At 73.4% G+C, this 15,920-nt stretch carries 16 protein-coding genes; 12 read left to right on the plus strand and 4 right to left on the minus strand.

The annotated features are described in order from the left end of the window. Positions 1 to 5: 5 nt before the first annotated feature. The 6 genes from FLW16_RS02220 to FLW16_RS02245 all read left to right on the plus strand — a co-directional run bounded on the left by FLW16_RS02220 (position 6) and on the right by FLW16_RS02245 (position 5,719). Complete coding sequence (locus FLW16_RS02220) at positions 6 to 1,196, plus strand: SLC13 family permease (RefSeq protein ID WP_142557010.1); 1,191 nt, start codon at positions 6 to 8, stop codon at positions 1,194 to 1,196. A 106-nt stretch (positions 1,197 to 1,302) separates the two neighbouring features. Next, complete coding sequence (locus tag FLW16_RS02225) at positions 1,303 to 1,914, plus strand: biotin transporter BioY (RefSeq protein WP_260614780.1); 612 nt, start codon at positions 1,303 to 1,305, stop codon at positions 1,912 to 1,914. A 7-nt stretch (positions 1,915 to 1,921) separates the two neighbouring features. Further along, positions 1,922 to 3,295 carry an AMP-binding protein gene (locus FLW16_RS02230; RefSeq protein ID WP_142557014.1) on the plus strand — a complete coding sequence of 458 codons (1,374 nt, stop codon included), beginning with the start codon at positions 1,922 to 1,924 and terminating at the stop codon, positions 3,293 to 3,295. A 1-nt stretch (position 3,296) separates the two neighbouring features. Beyond that, positions 3,297 to 4,442 (plus strand): thiolase family protein, encoded by a 1,146-nt coding sequence (locus tag FLW16_RS02235; RefSeq protein WP_142557016.1) that lies wholly within the window; start codon positions 3,297 to 3,299, stop codon positions 4,440 to 4,442. Further along, a complete protein-coding gene (locus FLW16_RS02240) occupies positions 4,443 to 5,117 on the plus strand; it encodes an energy-coupling factor ABC transporter ATP-binding protein (RefSeq protein ID WP_079315775.1) in 675 nt (224 codons plus the stop codon). Then, positions 5,114 to 5,719: an energy-coupling factor transporter transmembrane protein EcfT gene (locus FLW16_RS02245; RefSeq protein ID WP_142557018.1), complete on the plus strand. Its 606-nt coding sequence runs from the start codon at positions 5,114 to 5,116 to the stop codon at positions 5,717 to 5,719. The genes FLW16_RS02240 and FLW16_RS02245 overlap by 4 nt, the downstream gene beginning before the upstream one ends. A gap of 18 nt (positions 5,720 to 5,737) precedes the next feature. Here the strand turns inward: FLW16_RS02245 and FLW16_RS02250 are convergent, their stop codons facing one another. From FLW16_RS02250 to FLW16_RS02260, 3 genes are read right to left on the minus strand one after another with little or no spacing between them, the layout of a single operon-like run. After that, a complete protein-coding gene (locus FLW16_RS02250) occupies positions 5,738 to 6,580 on the minus strand; it encodes an inositol monophosphatase (protein ID WP_142557020.1) in 843 nt (280 codons plus the stop codon). Continuing rightward, on the minus strand, positions 6,553 to 7,215 hold the full coding sequence (locus FLW16_RS02255; RefSeq protein WP_142557022.1) for a hypothetical protein: 663 nt from the start codon (positions 7,213 to 7,215) through the stop codon (positions 6,553 to 6,555). The genes FLW16_RS02250 and FLW16_RS02255 overlap by 28 nt, the downstream gene beginning before the upstream one ends. Then, a complete protein-coding gene (locus FLW16_RS02260; RefSeq protein ID WP_142557024.1) occupies positions 7,212 to 8,249 on the minus strand; it encodes a hypothetical protein in 1,038 nt (345 codons plus the stop codon). Before FLW16_RS02260 ends, FLW16_RS02255 begins: the two co-directional genes overlap by 4 nt. A gap of 244 nt (positions 8,250 to 8,493) precedes the next feature. On the opposite strand from FLW16_RS02260, the gene uvrB reads away from it, so the two are divergent. The 6 genes from uvrB to FLW16_RS02290 all read left to right on the plus strand — a co-directional run bounded on the left by uvrB (position 8,494) and on the right by FLW16_RS02290 (position 14,887). Continuing rightward, the gene (gene uvrB / locus FLW16_RS02265; RefSeq protein ID WP_142557026.1) at positions 8,494 to 10,605 is read left to right on the plus strand and encodes an excinuclease ABC subunit UvrB; all 2,112 of its coding nucleotides are present in this window, start codon (positions 8,494 to 8,496) and stop codon (positions 10,603 to 10,605) included. 457 nt (positions 10,606 to 11,062) lie between these two features. Continuing rightward, entirely contained in the window at positions 11,063 to 11,602 is a 540-nt protein-coding gene (locus FLW16_RS02270) for a hypothetical protein (RefSeq protein WP_142557028.1), read from the plus strand. 240 nt (positions 11,603 to 11,842) lie between these two features. Further along, positions 11,843 to 12,325: an Rrf2 family transcriptional regulator gene (locus FLW16_RS02275; RefSeq protein WP_142557030.1), complete on the plus strand. Its 483-nt coding sequence runs from the start codon at positions 11,843 to 11,845 to the stop codon at positions 12,323 to 12,325. A gap of 105 nt (positions 12,326 to 12,430) precedes the next feature. Further along, positions 12,431 to 13,669, plus strand: coding sequence for a cell wall metabolism sensor histidine kinase WalK (locus tag FLW16_RS02280; protein ID WP_260614784.1), 1,239 nt, complete (start codon positions 12,431 to 12,433; stop codon positions 13,667 to 13,669). After that, complete coding sequence (locus tag FLW16_RS43325; RefSeq protein ID WP_185949198.1) at positions 13,666 to 13,974, plus strand: hypothetical protein; 309 nt, start codon at positions 13,666 to 13,668, stop codon at positions 13,972 to 13,974. Before FLW16_RS02280 ends, FLW16_RS43325 begins: the two co-directional genes overlap by 4 nt. 307 nt (positions 13,975 to 14,281) lie before the next feature. After that, positions 14,282 to 14,887: a DUF4126 domain-containing protein gene (locus FLW16_RS02290; RefSeq protein ID WP_142557031.1), complete on the plus strand. Its 606-nt coding sequence runs from the start codon at positions 14,282 to 14,284 to the stop codon at positions 14,885 to 14,887. Positions 14,888 to 15,134: 247 nt separating this feature from the next. On the opposite strand, the gene FLW16_RS02295 is transcribed toward FLW16_RS02290, so the two are convergent. Continuing rightward, a complete protein-coding gene (locus FLW16_RS02295; protein ID WP_142557033.1) occupies positions 15,135 to 15,830 on the minus strand; it encodes an acyltransferase in 696 nt (231 codons plus the stop codon). Between the last annotated feature and the right edge of the window lie 90 nt (positions 15,831 to 15,920).

The raw sequence follows: 15,920 nt of genomic DNA on the forward strand, positions 1-15,920 counted from the left end.
TCCGCGTGGCGACCGGGCTGCGGAGACTGAGCGTTCTCGACTGGATCAGGTTCGGGCTGCTCGCGGCGGGCCTGGTCTTCGTGGCCACCGGCCTGTTGCCGGCCGAGGAGGCCAGGGGCAGCGTCGAACGCATCGCCCCCCTGCTGCTGTTCCTCGGCGCGGTGATCGTGCTGGCGGAGCTGACCAAGGAGGCGCAGGTCTTCGACGTCATCGCGACCCGCATCGCGATCGTCGGCCGGGGGAGCTACGCCGCTCTCTTCCTGCTCTGCACGGCCTTCGCCTCGCTGGTCACGATCGTCTTGAACCTGGACACGACGGCCGTGCTGCTGACGCCGGTCATGCTGGCCCTGGCGCCGCGCGCGAAGATCGCGCCGCTGCCGCTCGTGATGACCACGGTCTGGCTGGCCAACACCGCCAGCCTGCTGCTGCCGGTCTCCAACCTCACCAACCTGCTCGCCATGAACCGGGTCGCGCTGACCACGCAGGAGTTCGCCGCGCGGATGTGGGCGCCCCAGGCCGTGTCGATCGCGGTGACGATGGCGTTCCTGTGGGCGTTCTACTGGCGGCGCGGCGAGCGGGGCGAGGACCGCTACGTGCCGCCGCCTCCGGTGCCGGTGGCCGACCGGGTGCTGTTCGGCGTCGCCGGGGTGGCGTGCCTGCTGTTCATCGCCGCGATCCTGGCGGGCGTGGAGATCGGCGTCGCGGCCCTCGTCGCGGCGGTCGCGGTGGTCGCCGCCTTCGCCTGGCGCGACCGCGCCAGGCTCGTGTGGGGCCTGATCCCCTGGCGGCTGCTGGTCTTCGTCACCGGGCTGTTCCTCGTGGTCCCGACGCTCAGCCGCCTCGGCCTGGCCGACGTGATGCGCGCGCTCATCGGCGTGGGCGGCGAGGGGGACGGCGCCTACCGCGCGGCCGCCGCCGGAGCCGCGCTGTCCAACGTGCTCAACAACCTCCCGGCGTACGTCGCGGGCGAGCAGGTCGTCCCCGCGGCCAACCACACGCAGCTGCTGTCGCTGCTCGCGGGCACCAACCTGGGCCCGGTGATCACGCCGTGGGGCTCGCTCGCGACGCTGCTGTGGTTCGAGTGGTGCCGGCGGGGGGACGTGCGGGTGCCGCTGGCCAAGTTCGTCGTCACCGGCGCGGGCCTCGCCGTGACCGGCCTTGCCGCGACGGTGACCGTCCTGATCCTCACCGCCTGACCTCCGCCGCAGGTCGTCCGGCTATGGGCGCCCGTGAGAACGACACGGCGGAATGTTGTGGGAATCCTCATTCGCCGTACGGAGGGTCTTGGTATGGGATCGATCCGTGACAGATGAACAGAGTCCGCCTCGGCGGCGTTTCCCCGCGGCCGACGTCGCCAGGGTCAGCGTCTTCGCCGCGCTGATCGCCGTGCTCGGCATGCCGGGCGCGCTGAACATCTTCGGCGACGCGGTGCCGATCACGTTGCAGACGCTCGGCGTCATGCTCGCCGGAGCGATCCTCGGCACGTGGCGCTCCGCCCTCGCCATCGTGGTCCTGCTCGTGCTGGTCGCCGCCGGGTTGCCCCTGCTGGCCGGCGGACGCGGCGGGCTCGGCGTCTTCACCGGGCCCTCGGCCGGCTTCCTGATCGGCTGGCTTCCCGGCGCGGCCCTGACCGGATGGATCGTCGAACGCGGCGGGCGCACGCCGTCCACGGTGCGGCTGGTGACCGCCTGCCTCGCCGGCGGCGTCGGCGTGGTCTACCTCTGCGGCATCCCCGTGCAGGCCCTGGTCACCGGGCTGTCCCTGGGCAAGACCGCGCTGCTCAGCGCCGCCTTCCTGCCCGGCGACCTGGCCAAGGCGGTGCTGGCGTCGATCGTGGCGAGGGGCACCCAGCGGGCCTACCCCGACGCGGTCCCCGCCGTGCACCGCGAGCGGCTGCGGGCAGGGGAACGGTGACGCGCCCGTGCCGGTAGCCGCGCAGGTCATGCGACACGCCTCGGCCCGCCCCGGGCGGATCGCGCTGTCCGGCCCCGGAGGCGACCTCGGCTACGCCGAACTCGCGGCCAGGGCCGCTCGCGCCGCCCGCGGTCTGGCCGACGAGGGCGTCGGGTCCGGCGCGCTCGTCGCGGTCGGCCAGGCCGACCCGGTGGCCCTGCTCGTCGCCGTGCTCGCCGCCGACCTGGCGGGGGCCACGCCGCTGCTGTGCGACCACGCCTGGAGCGAGGAACGACGGGCGCAGGTCATGGCCGCGGTGCCGGTCGCCGCCCGCTTCGACGCCCCGCTGCCGGAGACGGACGGCCCGCCCGTACGGCACCGCCCCGCGCCGGACGACCTGACCTGGGCCTGCTTCAGCTCCGGCAGCACCGGCAGGCCCCGCGCGGTGGTGCGCAGCCGGGCCTCGTGGACCGCGTCGTTCGGCCACCTCGACGAGATGACCGGGATCGGTCCCGGCGACGTCGTGCTGATCCCCGGCCCGCTGGTCTCCTCTCTGTACGGCTTCGCCGCCGTGCACGCGCTGGCGGCGGGCGCGACCGCCGTCGTCCCCGGCCGGTGGTCTCCGGGAGGGCTGGCGGAGTGGTCGCGCCGGGCCACCGCGGTCCACGTGGTGCCCCACCGCCTGCCGGCCGTGCTGGACGCCCTGGAGGCAGCCGGAGGCCCGCTGCGCACCGCCGTGGTCGGCGGGGCCGCCCTGGACGCCGCCGCCAGGACCCGGGCAGCGGCGGCCGGAGTGCGTGTGGTCTCCTATTACGGCGCCACCGAGCTGTCGTTCGTCGCCGTGGACGCCGACGGCGCCGGGCTGCGGCCGTTCCCCGGCGTCGAGATCGACGTCAGGGTGCCGCCCGGGCAGGTCCTGGGCGAGGTGTGGGTGCGCTCCCCGTGGCTCTGCGAGGGTTACCTGGCCGGTGCGACCGGCCCCCTGCGGCAGGATGACGGCGGCTGGATGACGGTCGGCGACCTGGCGGAGCCGCACCGGCCCGGCGAGGTACTGCGGCTGCGCGGCCGGGGCGACGGCGCGATCCAGACCGGCGGCGCGACGGTGGTGCCCGAGGACGTCGAGGAGGTGCTGAGGAAGGTGCCGGGAGTGGACGACGTGGTCGTGGTCGGCACGCCGCACCCCTACCTCGGTGCCGTGGTCACCGCGGTCGTCGAGGGCGAGGACGTGGTGAGGGCCGTGCTGGAGGCGGCGGCGCGCGCCGAACTCGACCCGGCCCAGCGGCCCCGGCGCTGGTACGCCGCCGCGTCCCTGCCGCGGACCCCCACCGGGAAGCCGGCCCGCGGCCTCGTCGCCGCCCGTCTCGTCGCCGGCGACGACCCCGGCCTGCGGCGGCTCGCCTGACATGGACGAGCACGCGGTCGTCGTGGCGGCCCGCCGCACCCCCATCGGCACCGCCGGCCACGCGTTCCGGAGCCTGACGGCCGACCGGCTCGCCGCGCCCGTCATCGAGGCGGTCGCCCGCGACGTGGCGCCTCTCGGCGTCCCGGTGGACGACGTGGTGCTGGGCAACTGCACGGGACCCGGGGGCAACCTCGCCCGGGTCTGCGCGCTGGCCGCGGGGCTGGGTCACGAGGTGCCCGGCGTCACCGTCGACCGGCAGTGCGGCAGCGGGCTCGCCGCGATCCTGCTGGCCGCCCAGGCGGTCCGCTGCGGCGAGGCGGACCTCGTCGTCGCCGGGGGCGTCGAGAGCGCCTCCACCGCTCCGCTGCGGGTTCGCCGGCGGGAGGGCGAGCCGGGCGTGCCGTACGAGCGCGCGCCGTTCGCGCCGGAGGGGCACCCCGACCCGGACATGGGCCCGGCCGCCGAGGCGCTCGCCGCCGCGCGCGGCGTGACCAGGGAGCGCCAGGACGCGTACGCCTGCCGGAGCCATGCCCGGGCGCTGGCCGCACGGGAGGCGGGACGGTTCACGCGCGAGATCGTCCCGATCGGCGGCCGGACGGACGACCAGCGCCCGCGCGTGCTGCGGCCGCGGTCGCTGGCCCGGCTGCCCGCCGCGTTCGTGCCGGGGGGTACGGTGACGGCCGGCAACTCCTCCCCGGTGAGCGACGGCGCCGCGGCCGTCGCGGTCGTGCCCGAGCGGCTGCGCGCGGCGGCCGGCCTGCCCGGTCTGCGCCTGCTGGCCGGCGCCGTCGCCGGCTGCGACCCCGCGCTCCCCGGGTGGGGACCGGTGCCCGCCGTACGGCGCGTGCTGCGGCGGGCCGGAGTGGACCTGGAGAGGGTGGCGGCGGTGGAGATCGTGGAGGCGTTCGCGGCGCAGGCGCTCGCGGTCACCGACGCGCTCGGCCTCGATCCTCTCGGCGCGGACGCCGGCCGCGTGTGCGCCGACGGCGGCGCGCTCGCCCTCGGCCATCCCTGGGGCGCGAGCGGAGCGGTGGTGGTGACCCGGCTGTTCAGCCGGCTCCTCGGGGCTCCTCCGGGGACGCTGGGCCTGGCGGCGGTCGCGGTCGGCGGCGGTCTCGGGATCGCCGCCCTGTTCGAGGTGGTCTGAGTGATCCGGCTGGAGGACGTCCATGTGCGGCTCGGGCAGCGCGAGGTGCTGCGCGGAGTCACGGCCTCGCTGACCGAGCGCCGCGTGGGCGTGGTCGGGGCCAACGGCTCGGGCAAGAGCACGCTCGCCCGCCTCGTCAACGGCCTGGTCCTGCCGTCCTCGGGCACCGTGACGGTGTCCGGGCTCGACACCCGCAGGCACGCGGCCCGCATCAGGCGCGGCGTGGGGTTCCTGTTCACCGACCCGGACGCGCAGATCGTGATGCCCACCGTGGCCGAGGACGTGGCCTTCTCGCTGCGCCGCAAGGGGCTGGCGCGCGAGGAGGTCGAGCGCCGGGTGCGGGAGGTCCTGGAGAGGTACGGCCTGGGGGAGCACGCCGACCACCCCGCGCATCACCTGTCCGGCGGCCAGAAGCAGCTGCTGGCCCTCTGCTCGGTCCTGGTGCTCGAACCGGAGATCCTGGTCATGGACGAGCCGACCACGCTGCTCGACCTGCGCCACTCCCGGCAGGTCGCCGCGCTGCTCCGGACCCTTCCGCAGCAGGTGGTCGTGGTGACCCACGACCTCCCGCTGCTGGAGGACTTCGATCGCGTGCTCGTGATCGACGAGGGGCGGATCGTCGCCGACGCCGAGCCCGCCGCCGCGATCGGCCACTACAGGAAGATGATGGCGTGAGCGGCCTCACCGGCGCCTACGTGCCCGGCGGTTCGCTCCTGCACCGGCTGCCCGCCGGGGTCAAGCTCGCCGGGCTCGCCGTGTCCTGCACGGCGCTCCTGCTGCTGCGCTCGCCCGCGGCGCTGGCGGGCGCCGCGGCCGCCGTCGTGCTGCTGTACGCCGTCTCCGGGGTCGGGCTCGCCGCGGCCTGGGCGCAGGTGCGGCCCGTCCGCTGGTTCGCCGTGGCCCTGTTCGGCGTGCAGCTGGTGTTCGCGGACCTGCCCACGGCGGCGTCCTCGACGCTCCGGGTCGTGCTCGCCGTCGCCCTGGCCGGGCTGGTCACCCTCACGACGCGCACCAGCGCCCTCATGGCCGCTCTGGAGCGCTGCCTCGCCCCCGCCAGGTTCGCCGGCCTCGATCCGTTCCGCCTGTCGCTGCTGCTGTCCCTCACGCTGCGCAGCGTGCCCGTGATCGCGGATCTGGTCACCCGGGTGCGGGAGGCGCAGCGCGCCAGAGGGGTCGAGCGGAGCCCGAGGGCCTTCGCCGTCCCGCTGGTGGTGGGCGCCCTGCGGCACGCCGACGCGCTGGGCGAGGCGCTCGCCGCGCGCGGTCTCGACGACTGACCCCGGGTCGGCGGCGAGTCAGAGCGGCGGCAGGGCGGGCGCCAGGCGGCGGGCCTCGGCGACCAGATCGAGCAGGTCCCCGACCAGAGCGGGCGGCGCGGCGACGAAGCTGCGGTCCTCGGGCGGGCCCTCGGCGGACGCCTCGAAAGGCCCGCCGTCGAGCCCGCGGATCTCCACACCGGCCTCGCGTGCGATCAGGGCCCCGGCGGGCAGGTCGAGTCCCTCCGCGCGGTAGCCGATCATGCCGTCGATGTCGCCCCGCGCGAGCATGGCCCAGCACATCAGCGGCGCCCAGAGCTGGAGCACCCGCCGGGCGCGGGCGTCCATCGTCATCTTCAGCGACCGCGCCGCCGGGTCCAGCCGCGAGACCCCGTGGCCCTGCGTCCAGGCCAGCACCGGCCCGTGCCGGAGGTCGCGGTCCGGGGGCCCGGTCAGCGGCCCCGCAGGCCCGCGGGCTCCGGCGCCGCTGACGGCGGACCAGGTGCGGCCGGAGAGCGGTTCGTGGACCACCCCGAGCACCGGGCGGCCGCCGGCGCACAGCGCCAGGCCCACGACGTACGCGGGAAGGCCGATCGCCACGTTGTTCGTGCCGTCGAGCGGGTCGACCAGCCAGGTCCATCCGCCGTCGGGACGGTCACCGCCGTGGACGCCCGACTCCTCGGCCACGATCCGGTGGGAGGGGAACTCGGCCCTGATGCGGTCGAGGATCAGCTTCTCGGCGGCCACGTCGAGGTCGGTCACGACGTCGCCCGACCCGCCCTTGTCGTGGACGGCGACCGCTCCCGGCGCGCTCTCGCGCAGCACGGCCCCCGCGGCCAGGGCGGCCTCGACGGCTACCCGCCTGGCGTGTTCGAGGTCCACAGGCTCCTCCTGGCCAGCTCGGCGGCACGTGCGGTCTCGGCGTCGTCGAGGCGTTCCCGCCTGACGTGGTGGAGGGGCGTGGCGAGCGGCCCGAGCGACAGGTCCCCGAGACCCGGCCGGCCGCGGCCGAGCGCCACGGTGGCGGCCTCGCCGTCCTCGGGGATGACGCTGCTGTGGAAGGCGCCCGCGACGAGCGTGTAGGTGTCCCCGGCGCCGAACAGCTCGGCGCGCCCCGGGGCGTACGCCACGGTCCTCGGGGTGGGGCGGACGACGTCGCCCGACGGTGTGCTGACCACCTCGAAGACGCGGTGGGTGGGAGACCGGGTGGTGTCGGTCACCACGGCGTGGACGTTGCGCACCTGGCCGTACAGGACGTGGCTGACCAGGTCCCAGCTGTGGCAGTGGACCTGGGAGGTGGTGCTGCGGGCGCGCCGCGCGGCGGCGGTCCACACGTGCACGCACACCCCGAGGTCTCCCTCGCGGACCAGCGGCAGGCAGAGGAACCCCAGCGGATGCCGCACGCCCCGCACGCCCGGCCCGCGTGAGCCACCCTCTGCGATCTCGCCGAGCACGCCGAGGGCCCACTCGCGGACGTCGCCGCCGGCGAGCACGTCGAGCACGTCCCCGTACCTCATGGCGCGTACGGGTCCTTGGCGCGCAGCGCCTTGCGGGTGACCTCGACCACGTCGCGGTCGGTGAACGACTTGGGCAGGGGGAGGTCGACGCGGTCGAACAGCCTGCGGACCTCCTCGACGGTCGGCTCGTCGCTCAGCGGCACCGACCGGTAGCGGTCGATCGCCACGCGGCGGGCCTGCTCGAAGCTCGTGCGCAGCTCGGTGCCGCAGCTCTCGTAGAAGAACGAGCCGCTGAAGGCGATGATGGCCCGGTTGGGGTCCTCGGACGTCATGATCAGGGCGCGGCCGGACATGTCCCAGCGGAAGGTCGTCATGACCGGCGAGAGCCCCACCGCGATGTCGAGCAGGCCGTACCGCTGGCGATACCAGAACGCGGCCAGGACGCTCGCGTACGACTCCTTCCTGGCCCGGTCGGTCGTCCACAGCTCGCCGGTGCCGTCCGGGCGGTCCGACAGCGACCTGCGGTAGTGCGCGTAGCTCTCGCACACCGCCTCGTCCGTCGGGTCGATGATCTCCAGGCGGACCGTGAGGTGCCGCTTCTCACGCCGTGCGGCGGCCACGCACTCGGGCAGCGTGACGGCGCGCATGTAGGTGCCGGTGCCGCCCTTGAACGTCCAGCGGTCGGTGCCCCTCCGGGCGTCGGCGTGCGCCTGCGCGATCTCGTGCTGACTGCCCAGGATGCGGATGACCGCCATGTCCTCCAGGGCCCGGCGGGTGCCCGCGACCAGGTCCTCCAGCTCGTCGAGGCGGTCCAGGCGCTCGGGCAGCCGCGCGAGGACGCCGGAGGTCGCGTGCATGGCCTCCTCGACGGGCTCCTGCCGGACCCGGTCGCGCAGCAGCGCGGTCGCGACCAGGGCCAGGACGACCAGTGTGGTGCCGCTGACGAGCTGCGTCTTCACCTCGTCGGGGATCACGCGATCGGGCAGCACGCCCAGCACGCCCACCGCCACGGCCAGCACGAGGGCGATGGCCCCGTCGACGTTCTTGGCCGCCCACGCGAGCGACCGGCCGACGGCACTCCGCAACCCCGCCATAGGTCAGCCCCGCCATCCCGTCAGTGTCGGCCCCCGACTCGAATCGTAACGACAGGGTCATGGTCCGGCAAAGGGTTCGCCTGATGGGGCGGGGCGGCCCGGAAGCGAGGGGCGGAGCGGGCATCGGGACCGGAAATGTCGGTCGCCGCGCGTAGGTTATGGAGGTGAACCGGAGCGGGCGCGCGGGTGTGTCTGTGCGCCCGCCCGCGCCGGTGGACGGGGCGAGTGAGGAGCTGAGCGGGCGATGACATCCATGATGGACCTGAAGCGGAAGGTCGCGCCCTTCCAGGTCGTCACCGACATGACGCCGTCCGGCGACCAGCCCACGGCGATCGCGGAGCTGGAGCGCCGGGTCAAGGCCGGGGAGAAGGACACGGTGCTGCTGGGCGCGACCGGCACCGGCAAGACGGCCACGATCGCCTGGCTGATCGAGCGGGCGCAACGCCCGACGCTGGTCATGCAGCCGAACAAGACGCTCGCCGCCCAGTTCGCCAACGAGCTGCGCGAGATGCTGCCCAACAACGCGGTCGAATACTTCGTTTCCTACTACGACTACTACCAGCCCGAGGCGTACGTCCCGCAGAGCGACACCTACATCGAGAAGGACTCCTCGATCAACGAGGAGGTCGAGCGGCTGCGCCACTCGGCGACCTGGTCGCTGGTGTCGCGCCGCGACGTGGTGGTGGTCGCCTCCGTCTCCTGCATCTACGGCCTGGGCACTCCGCAGGAGTACGTCGACCGGATGGTCGGGCTCAAGGTCGGCCAGCAGATCGAGCGCGACCAGCTGCTGCGGCGGCTGGTCGACATGCAGTACACCCGCAACGACCTGGCCTTCACCCGGGGCACGTTCCGGGTGCGCGGCGACACGGTCGAGGTCATCCCGGTCTACCAGGAGCTGGCCGTCCGCATCGAGATGTTCGGCGACGAGATCGAGAAGCTGGCGACGCTGCACCCGCTGACCGGCGAGGTCGTCGAAGAGGACGACGAGCTGCACATCTTCCCCGCCTCCCACTACGTGGCCGGCCCCGAGCGGATGGAGCGGGCCATCGCCGGCATCGAGGCGGAGCTCGCGGAGCGGCTCGCCGACCTGGAACGGCAGGGCAAGCTGCTCGAGGCCCAGCGGCTGCGCATGCGCACGACCTACGACATCGAGATGATGCGCCAGGTCGGCACCTGCGCCGGGATCGAGAACTACTCGCGGCACATCGACGGCCGCGAGGCGGGCACCGCGCCGCACACGCTGCTCGACTTCTTCCCCGACGACTTCCTGCTCGTGCTGGACGAGTCGCACCAGACCGTCCCCCAGATCGGCGCGATGTACGAGGGCGACGCCTCACGCAAGCGGACGCTGGTCGACCACGGGTTCCGCCTGCCGTCGGCGATGGACAACCGCCCGCTCAAGTGGGAGGAGTTCCTGGAGCGCATCGGCCAGACCGTCTACCTGTCCGCCACGCCGGGTCCGTACGAGCTGGGCCGCAGCAAGGGCGACGTGGTGGAGCAGGTCATCCGCCCCACCGGCCTGGTGGACCCCGAGGTGATCATCAAGCCCACCAAGGGCCAGATCGACGACCTCATGGAGGAGATCCGGGCCCGGGCGGAGCGGGACGAGCGGGTCCTGGTCACCACGCTGACCAAGAAGATGGCCGAGGACCTCACCGACTATCTGCTCGACAACGGCATCCGGGTCCGCTACCTGCACAGCGAGGTCGACACGCTGCGCCGGATCGAGCTGCTGCGCGAGCTGCGCATGGGCGAGTTCGACGTGCTGGTCGGCATCAACCTGCTGCGTGAGGGCCTCGACCTGCCCGAGGTGTCGCTGGTGTCGATCCTCGACGCCGACAAGGAGGGCTTCCTGCGTTCGGAGACCTCGCTCATCCAGACGATCGGCCGCGCGGCCCGCAACGTGTCCGGCCAGGTCCACATGTACGCCGACAAGATCACGCCGAGCATGGAGCGGGCGATCGAGGAGACCAACCGGCGCCGGGCCAAGCAGATCGCCTACAACGAGGCGCACGGCATCGACCCGCAGCCGCTGCGCAAGAAGATCGCCGACATCCTGGACAGCCTCGTCCGCGAGGACGCCGACACCGCCCAGCTTCTCGGCGGCGCCGGGCGTCAGCAGTCGCGCGGCAAGGCGCCGGTGCCGGGCCTCGCGTCCCGCGGGGCGGGCCAGCACGCGAAGGCGATCGCGGGGGAGATGCCGCGGGCCCAGTTGGAGTCGCTGATCGAGTCGCTGACCGAGCAGATGCACAACGCCGCCGCCGACCTGCAGTTCGAGGTGGCGGCCCGGCTGCGCGATGAGATCAAGGAGCTCAAGCGGGAGGTCCGCGACATGCGCGAGGCCGGCGTGAAGTGAGGCGTAGCGACCGCGCGATCACCGCCCGGTGACCCGTCTGAGCGGGGCGACACGATCGCGCCGTAGTCGTCCGGCCCCGCCGGCCGGACCGCGGCGCGTGCGCACTGCCGCGCCGTGACCGCCCGGGCCCGCCGGCCCGGGCGGTCTGAGCGGGCGGCATCACGCCGTGCCGGCGCCTATGCGGCAGAGTTTCGAAATTCGGCGAATTCTGGTGAATTGTGCGCTGGAATCGTTGGTGGGCGAAGCGCGGAAACCGGTTGGAGTTTTGGCGTACTTATCCGGCTGAAAACGCTGCCGGCCGCGAATTGATGAGCGGGGCGCGGCTCCGGATGAGGTTGACCTGGCCTGTTGCGGGGAAGGCATTCGTCGGCGCGTGGATTTCCTGCCACACGTCAAGGGGGCGGCTTGTTCGAGCGGCTCCCGCCGGGCGAATCCGTCTGCGGCAATCGGGGAAATCATGCGTTCGACGACCACCGCGTCCAGCTCCGCCGTCCGCCTCGCATTCACCGCCGGGTCGGTGACCGCGCTCCTCGCCGGTTGCGGCGGGGTCCCGGTGCGGTCGTTGGCCGCGGTGCCGGTGAGCCATTCGGTCACGGTCGCCCCGGTCTCTCCCAGCCCGTCCGCGACCCCCGCATCGTCGCCGGCGCCCACCCCGTCCGCGACGCCGAGCGACATCGCGGGGTGCCGGGACGGCGACTGCGAGGTGCGGGTGCGTGAGGGGGACGGCATTCCCATCGACCCGAAACTGGGCGTGGACGAGATCACCGTGGTGGGTCTGCGGGCGGACGCCGTCAGGCTCGCCTTCACCGGCACCTCGACGGTCGTCGACGGCGCCAACATCAGCATCAGCCGGAGCTGCTACAACGACCGCTGCCGGGTCAGGGGAGCGGTGACGGTCAGCACGAGCAGGCCGGGCCGCGTCGGCGACGTCGGCCTGCGGCTCGCACAGGTCGAGGGCGACACCGCCGTGCTGGTGCTCGAGCCCGCCACCCGGTAAGGCGACCGAGCCGCACTCCGACCCTCGATCTGGTCCTGGATCCGGCCCTCGATCTGGCCCTCGAGCCGGCCCGGGGCCGGCCGGAGCCGACGCGATGCCTCCTGGCCGCGCTCGCCGGCCGCCGCGCCCTCATCCGGTTCCACTCCACACGGCTGATCGCTCCCACGAGCGGCGGCGGCACCACTTCTGACCAGGCAAAACGGTTCCCGACCTCAATCCTGGATGTGTAGTATCCAGGTTATGCGGATGAGTGAGGGCGTCGAGTGGGCGATGCACTGTTGCCTGACGCTGGCATGGCTCGGCAACGAGCTGCCGGTTTCGACGGCCAAGCTCGCCGCCGGGTTCGAGTTGCCGCCCGCATACCTCAACAAGCAACTCCAGGCGCTGGCGAAGGCGGGGATCATGACATCCACTCCGGGGGTGAGGGGCGGGTTCCGGCTGGCCCGGCCCCTGAAGGAGATCACGGTCATGGACGTGGTCACGGCGATCGAAGGACCTGCCGACGCGTTCCAGTGCACGGAGATCCGACGGCGCGGGGCCGGGGCGGCGCGGCCGGAGTGGCAGTTCCGCACACCGTGCGCGGTCTCGACCGCGATGCGCAAGGCCGAGATGGCGTGGCGGCGGGAACTGGCCGCGCAGACTCTGGCCGACGTGCTGGCCGCGGCGGACCGTCGTGCGCCCCAGGCGGGCGAGGCGATCCGGCGCTGGTACGCGCAGAACTGATCGTCCCGCCAGAACCATCTGCCGTTACCAGGGAGGGGGGAACCGGATGTGAACCCGCATGCGATACAAGCGCGCTCCACGATCGCCGCGGCAGGGCTCTTGCTGGTGGCGTTGGTCGTGGGAGGCGTCGGCCTCGACCTGGCGATCCGCTACCGGATCCAGAACGAAGTCTTCTTCTCGGCCGAGCAGGTCGCCGCACGATGGAGCGCGGCGGCGCGCAACGGCGCCGTGCCGGCTCCGATCCCCACATTCACCGACATCACCCTCGTCCAGCTCGTGGACGCCCGCGGGCGGGTCGTCGACTCCAGCCCGCAGGCGGCGGGCATGCGGCCGCTCAGCACGCTGCGGCCTCCGGCCGACGATCGCCTTCAAGAGCGCACGGAGTGCTCCGCGCAGGACCGGTGTGTCATGCTCATGGCCAATCGGGTCTCTCCCGCGCCGGACTCGCCGGTCGTCTACGCCGGCACGGCGCAGCCGTCCCTCCTGGCCACGCACAATCTGGAGTACGTCATCGCCGCCGGCGGTGTCTTGATCTTGGTTTCGGTGGCCTGGATGACGTGGTGGGGGGTGGGCCGGACCCTTCGCCCGGTGGAGCGGGAGCGCCAGTTCGCCTCCACCACCTCCCATGAGCTCAGGACGCCGATCGCCGGCCTGCGGGCGCGACTTGAGGAGGCTCTCCTCTATCCCGACGACGTCGACCCGCGCGACACCATCCAGGGAGCCTTACGGGCCACCGGCCGGCTCGAGGAGATCGTCGACGACCTGTTGCTGCTGACCCGGCTGCGCGGCGCCGATGCGGCGCCGCCGGAGCTGATAGAGCTCGGCGCGCTGGTGACGGAGGAGGTGTCGGCCCTGGGCCCCGGGGTGCCGGTGCGTGTGCGGGCGGTCGGCGACGTGCGGGTCCGCGGCTCCCGGATCCAGCTGGCCCGAGTGATCGGCAACCTCCTGAGCAACGGGCGACGGCATGCGGCCGGCGCCGTCACGGTGACGGTCGACTCCGCGGGCGGCCAGGCGCTCGTGGCGGTCACCGACGACGGGGCGGGCGTTCCCCCGGCGGACCGCGAGCGTGTCTTCGAACGCTTCGTCCGCCTGGACGAGGCACGCCGCCGGGATGCCGGCGGCAGCGGACTCGGCCTCGCGATCTCTCGTGACATCGCCCACGCCCACAAGGGCACCCTGCGCATCGAGGACTCGCCGGTGGGCGCCCGGTTCGTTCTGACGCTGCCACTGGCGGGAACGGGCGGGAGCCGCGGCGGAGTGGACCGTCGCGCCCCTGGCAACCGCCGTCAAGCCCAGGAGGAACATCTGACCTGGGCGCCGACCGCCCGCCGGGCCGGCCCATGAGCGAGGCGACCGCGTCGGGTGACGCCCGGGAGCGAAGTTCCGGCAAGGTGATCACGCGACCTGCGGTGGCCGAGTCGCTGCGGCGGTGCCCGTCCTGCGGCGGCTGGGAGTACGGCGGTGCCCCCGAGTGCCCGCGGTGTGCGGAGCTGGTGGACGCCATCGTGGAAGAGGGCTGGCGGGACTTCCTCCTGCGCGAGTTCGGCGACGTGTCACGCCCGACGACGAGCGGGCGCTCGCCGAGATGGTGGCCGACGAGCCGGATCGGCATGACTGGCGCGTGGTCGACGCCGCGCTCGACCGCCTGACCTGCGACGAGTGTGGCGGTCGGCTGGGCCGCCGGGCGGGGTGCCCGCGCTGCGACGTGGCGCACGGCATGCGTTACGTCGCCACGGCGATCGACGAACTCGCCGCTGCGACAGGCTGACGGCGCCTCCGGACATCGACCGGGCGGCCGGGCACACCGGCCATACCGAGCCGCCGGCCCGGTGGCCGTGTATGGCTCAGGACCGCGGGTGTCGCAAGCCCGATTCGCGGTAGTAACCGGGGACACGGCGCCGGGGCCGTCCGTTGACGGAAAGGCGGGATTGTCCCGCCGGCCGGAGGAGGTTGCTCATGTTCGCGGCGCTCACCGGGCTCGGACTTTCGACCGCGGCCGGGCTCAACGCGTACATCCCGTTGCTGCTCGTCGGCGTGCTCGCGCGGATCACCGACGCCGTGCGACTGCCGGCCGAGTACGCCTGGCTGTCCGACACCTGGGTCCTCGCGATCGTCGCCGTGCTGCTGGTCGCCGAGTTCGTCCTCGACAAGGTGCCCGTGGTCGACCACGTCAACGACATGATCCAGACGGCGGTGCGGCCCGCGGCGGGCGGTGTGGTCTTCAGCGCGACGGCGGCCGCGGCGAAGGTCGACAACTCGGCGTGGATGGCCGAGCACCCGGCGGTCGGCTGGCTGCTGGGCATCGCCGTCGCCCTCGCCGTGCACGTGATCAAGGCCACGGCACGGCCGGTGGTGAACGCCACCACGGCGGGCGTGGGCGCGCCGGTCGTCAGCACGGTCGAGGACGTGGGCTCGCTCGGCATGAGCCTGATCGCGATCTTCCTGCCCGTCCTTGTGGTGGTGGCGCTGGCCGTGCTGGCGTTCGTGGCCTGGCGGCTCATCCGCAGGGTGCGGCGCTACCGGGCGGCCCGCCGTGCCCGGGTCGCCGCGCCGCCCGGCTGACCGGCGGGTGACGGCGCCCGCGCCTCGTAGCCGGCGCTCGGCAGGCTGGGTCAGCCGATGAACGGGCTCAGGTCCAGGTCGATGTCAACGTCGAAGCCACCCGCCGGGCGGACCGGGGTAGAACCACTCGGGGAAAGCCGCGGTCATCCGGCGTCCTCCTCTCCCTGGCGTGATCACTCGACGTGACAATCGTGCAACCCACCGTAGTCATGGGTGACTCATTCTGCGAGAGGTCGCCGGCGTTCGGTCAGGCCGTACGTGACTCGCGCTCGGGCCGGGTGCGGGGGTCGGCCGGAAGGGGAGAGGTGAGGCGGGCGGCCGAGGGGCTGTGCCAGCCGAGGTCGGGGGAGTGCCGCCGGACGATCTTGGCGGGGACGCCGGCAATGACCGAGTGGTCGGGGAACTCCCCGCGCACCACGGCTCCGCCCGCGACCACCGACTGGCGGCCGATGCGCGTGCCCGGCAGGATGATCGCCCCCGTCCCGATCCAGGATCCCGAGCCGATGGAGACCGGCTTGTTGCGCGGCCACTGCCGTCCGACGGGCGTCTCGGGGTCGTCGTACACGTGGTTCTGGTCGGTGATGTAGACGTAGGGGCCGGTGAAGACGTCGTCGCCGATGTCGATGGACTGGTGGCCCACGATGTGGCTGCCCCTGCCGATCGAGCAGCCCCGGCCGATCCGCACGATCGAGTCGGGCCCGAGGTCCACGCCGGGGCCCATGCCGGCGGAGATGGAGACCCGCTCCCCGACGAGCGTGTGCGGGCCGATCTCGATCCACTGCTCGCCGAAGATGGCGCCCTGGGGGAAGGACAGGCACACTCCCTCGCCCATGCTGCGGAACCGGTAGCCGCCCGGTGCGGCCGGGCTGATCGCCGCGGCTTCCCGCACGTAGGCCCAGCCCCGGTGGACCAGACGGCCCACGGCGCGCTTCACGAACGACATAACGCGACAAGTTACCGTTAGGTCGGCTTGTCCGCTATGGCGGGTTAGTGCACGTGGCAAGCCCAATGTTGCCCAGCGTTTGATATTCTG

This window comes from Microbispora sp. KK1-11 (assembly GCF_006874435.1).
Taxonomy (GTDB): domain Bacteria; phylum Actinomycetota; class Actinomycetes; order Streptosporangiales; family Streptosporangiaceae; genus Microbispora; species Microbispora catharanthi.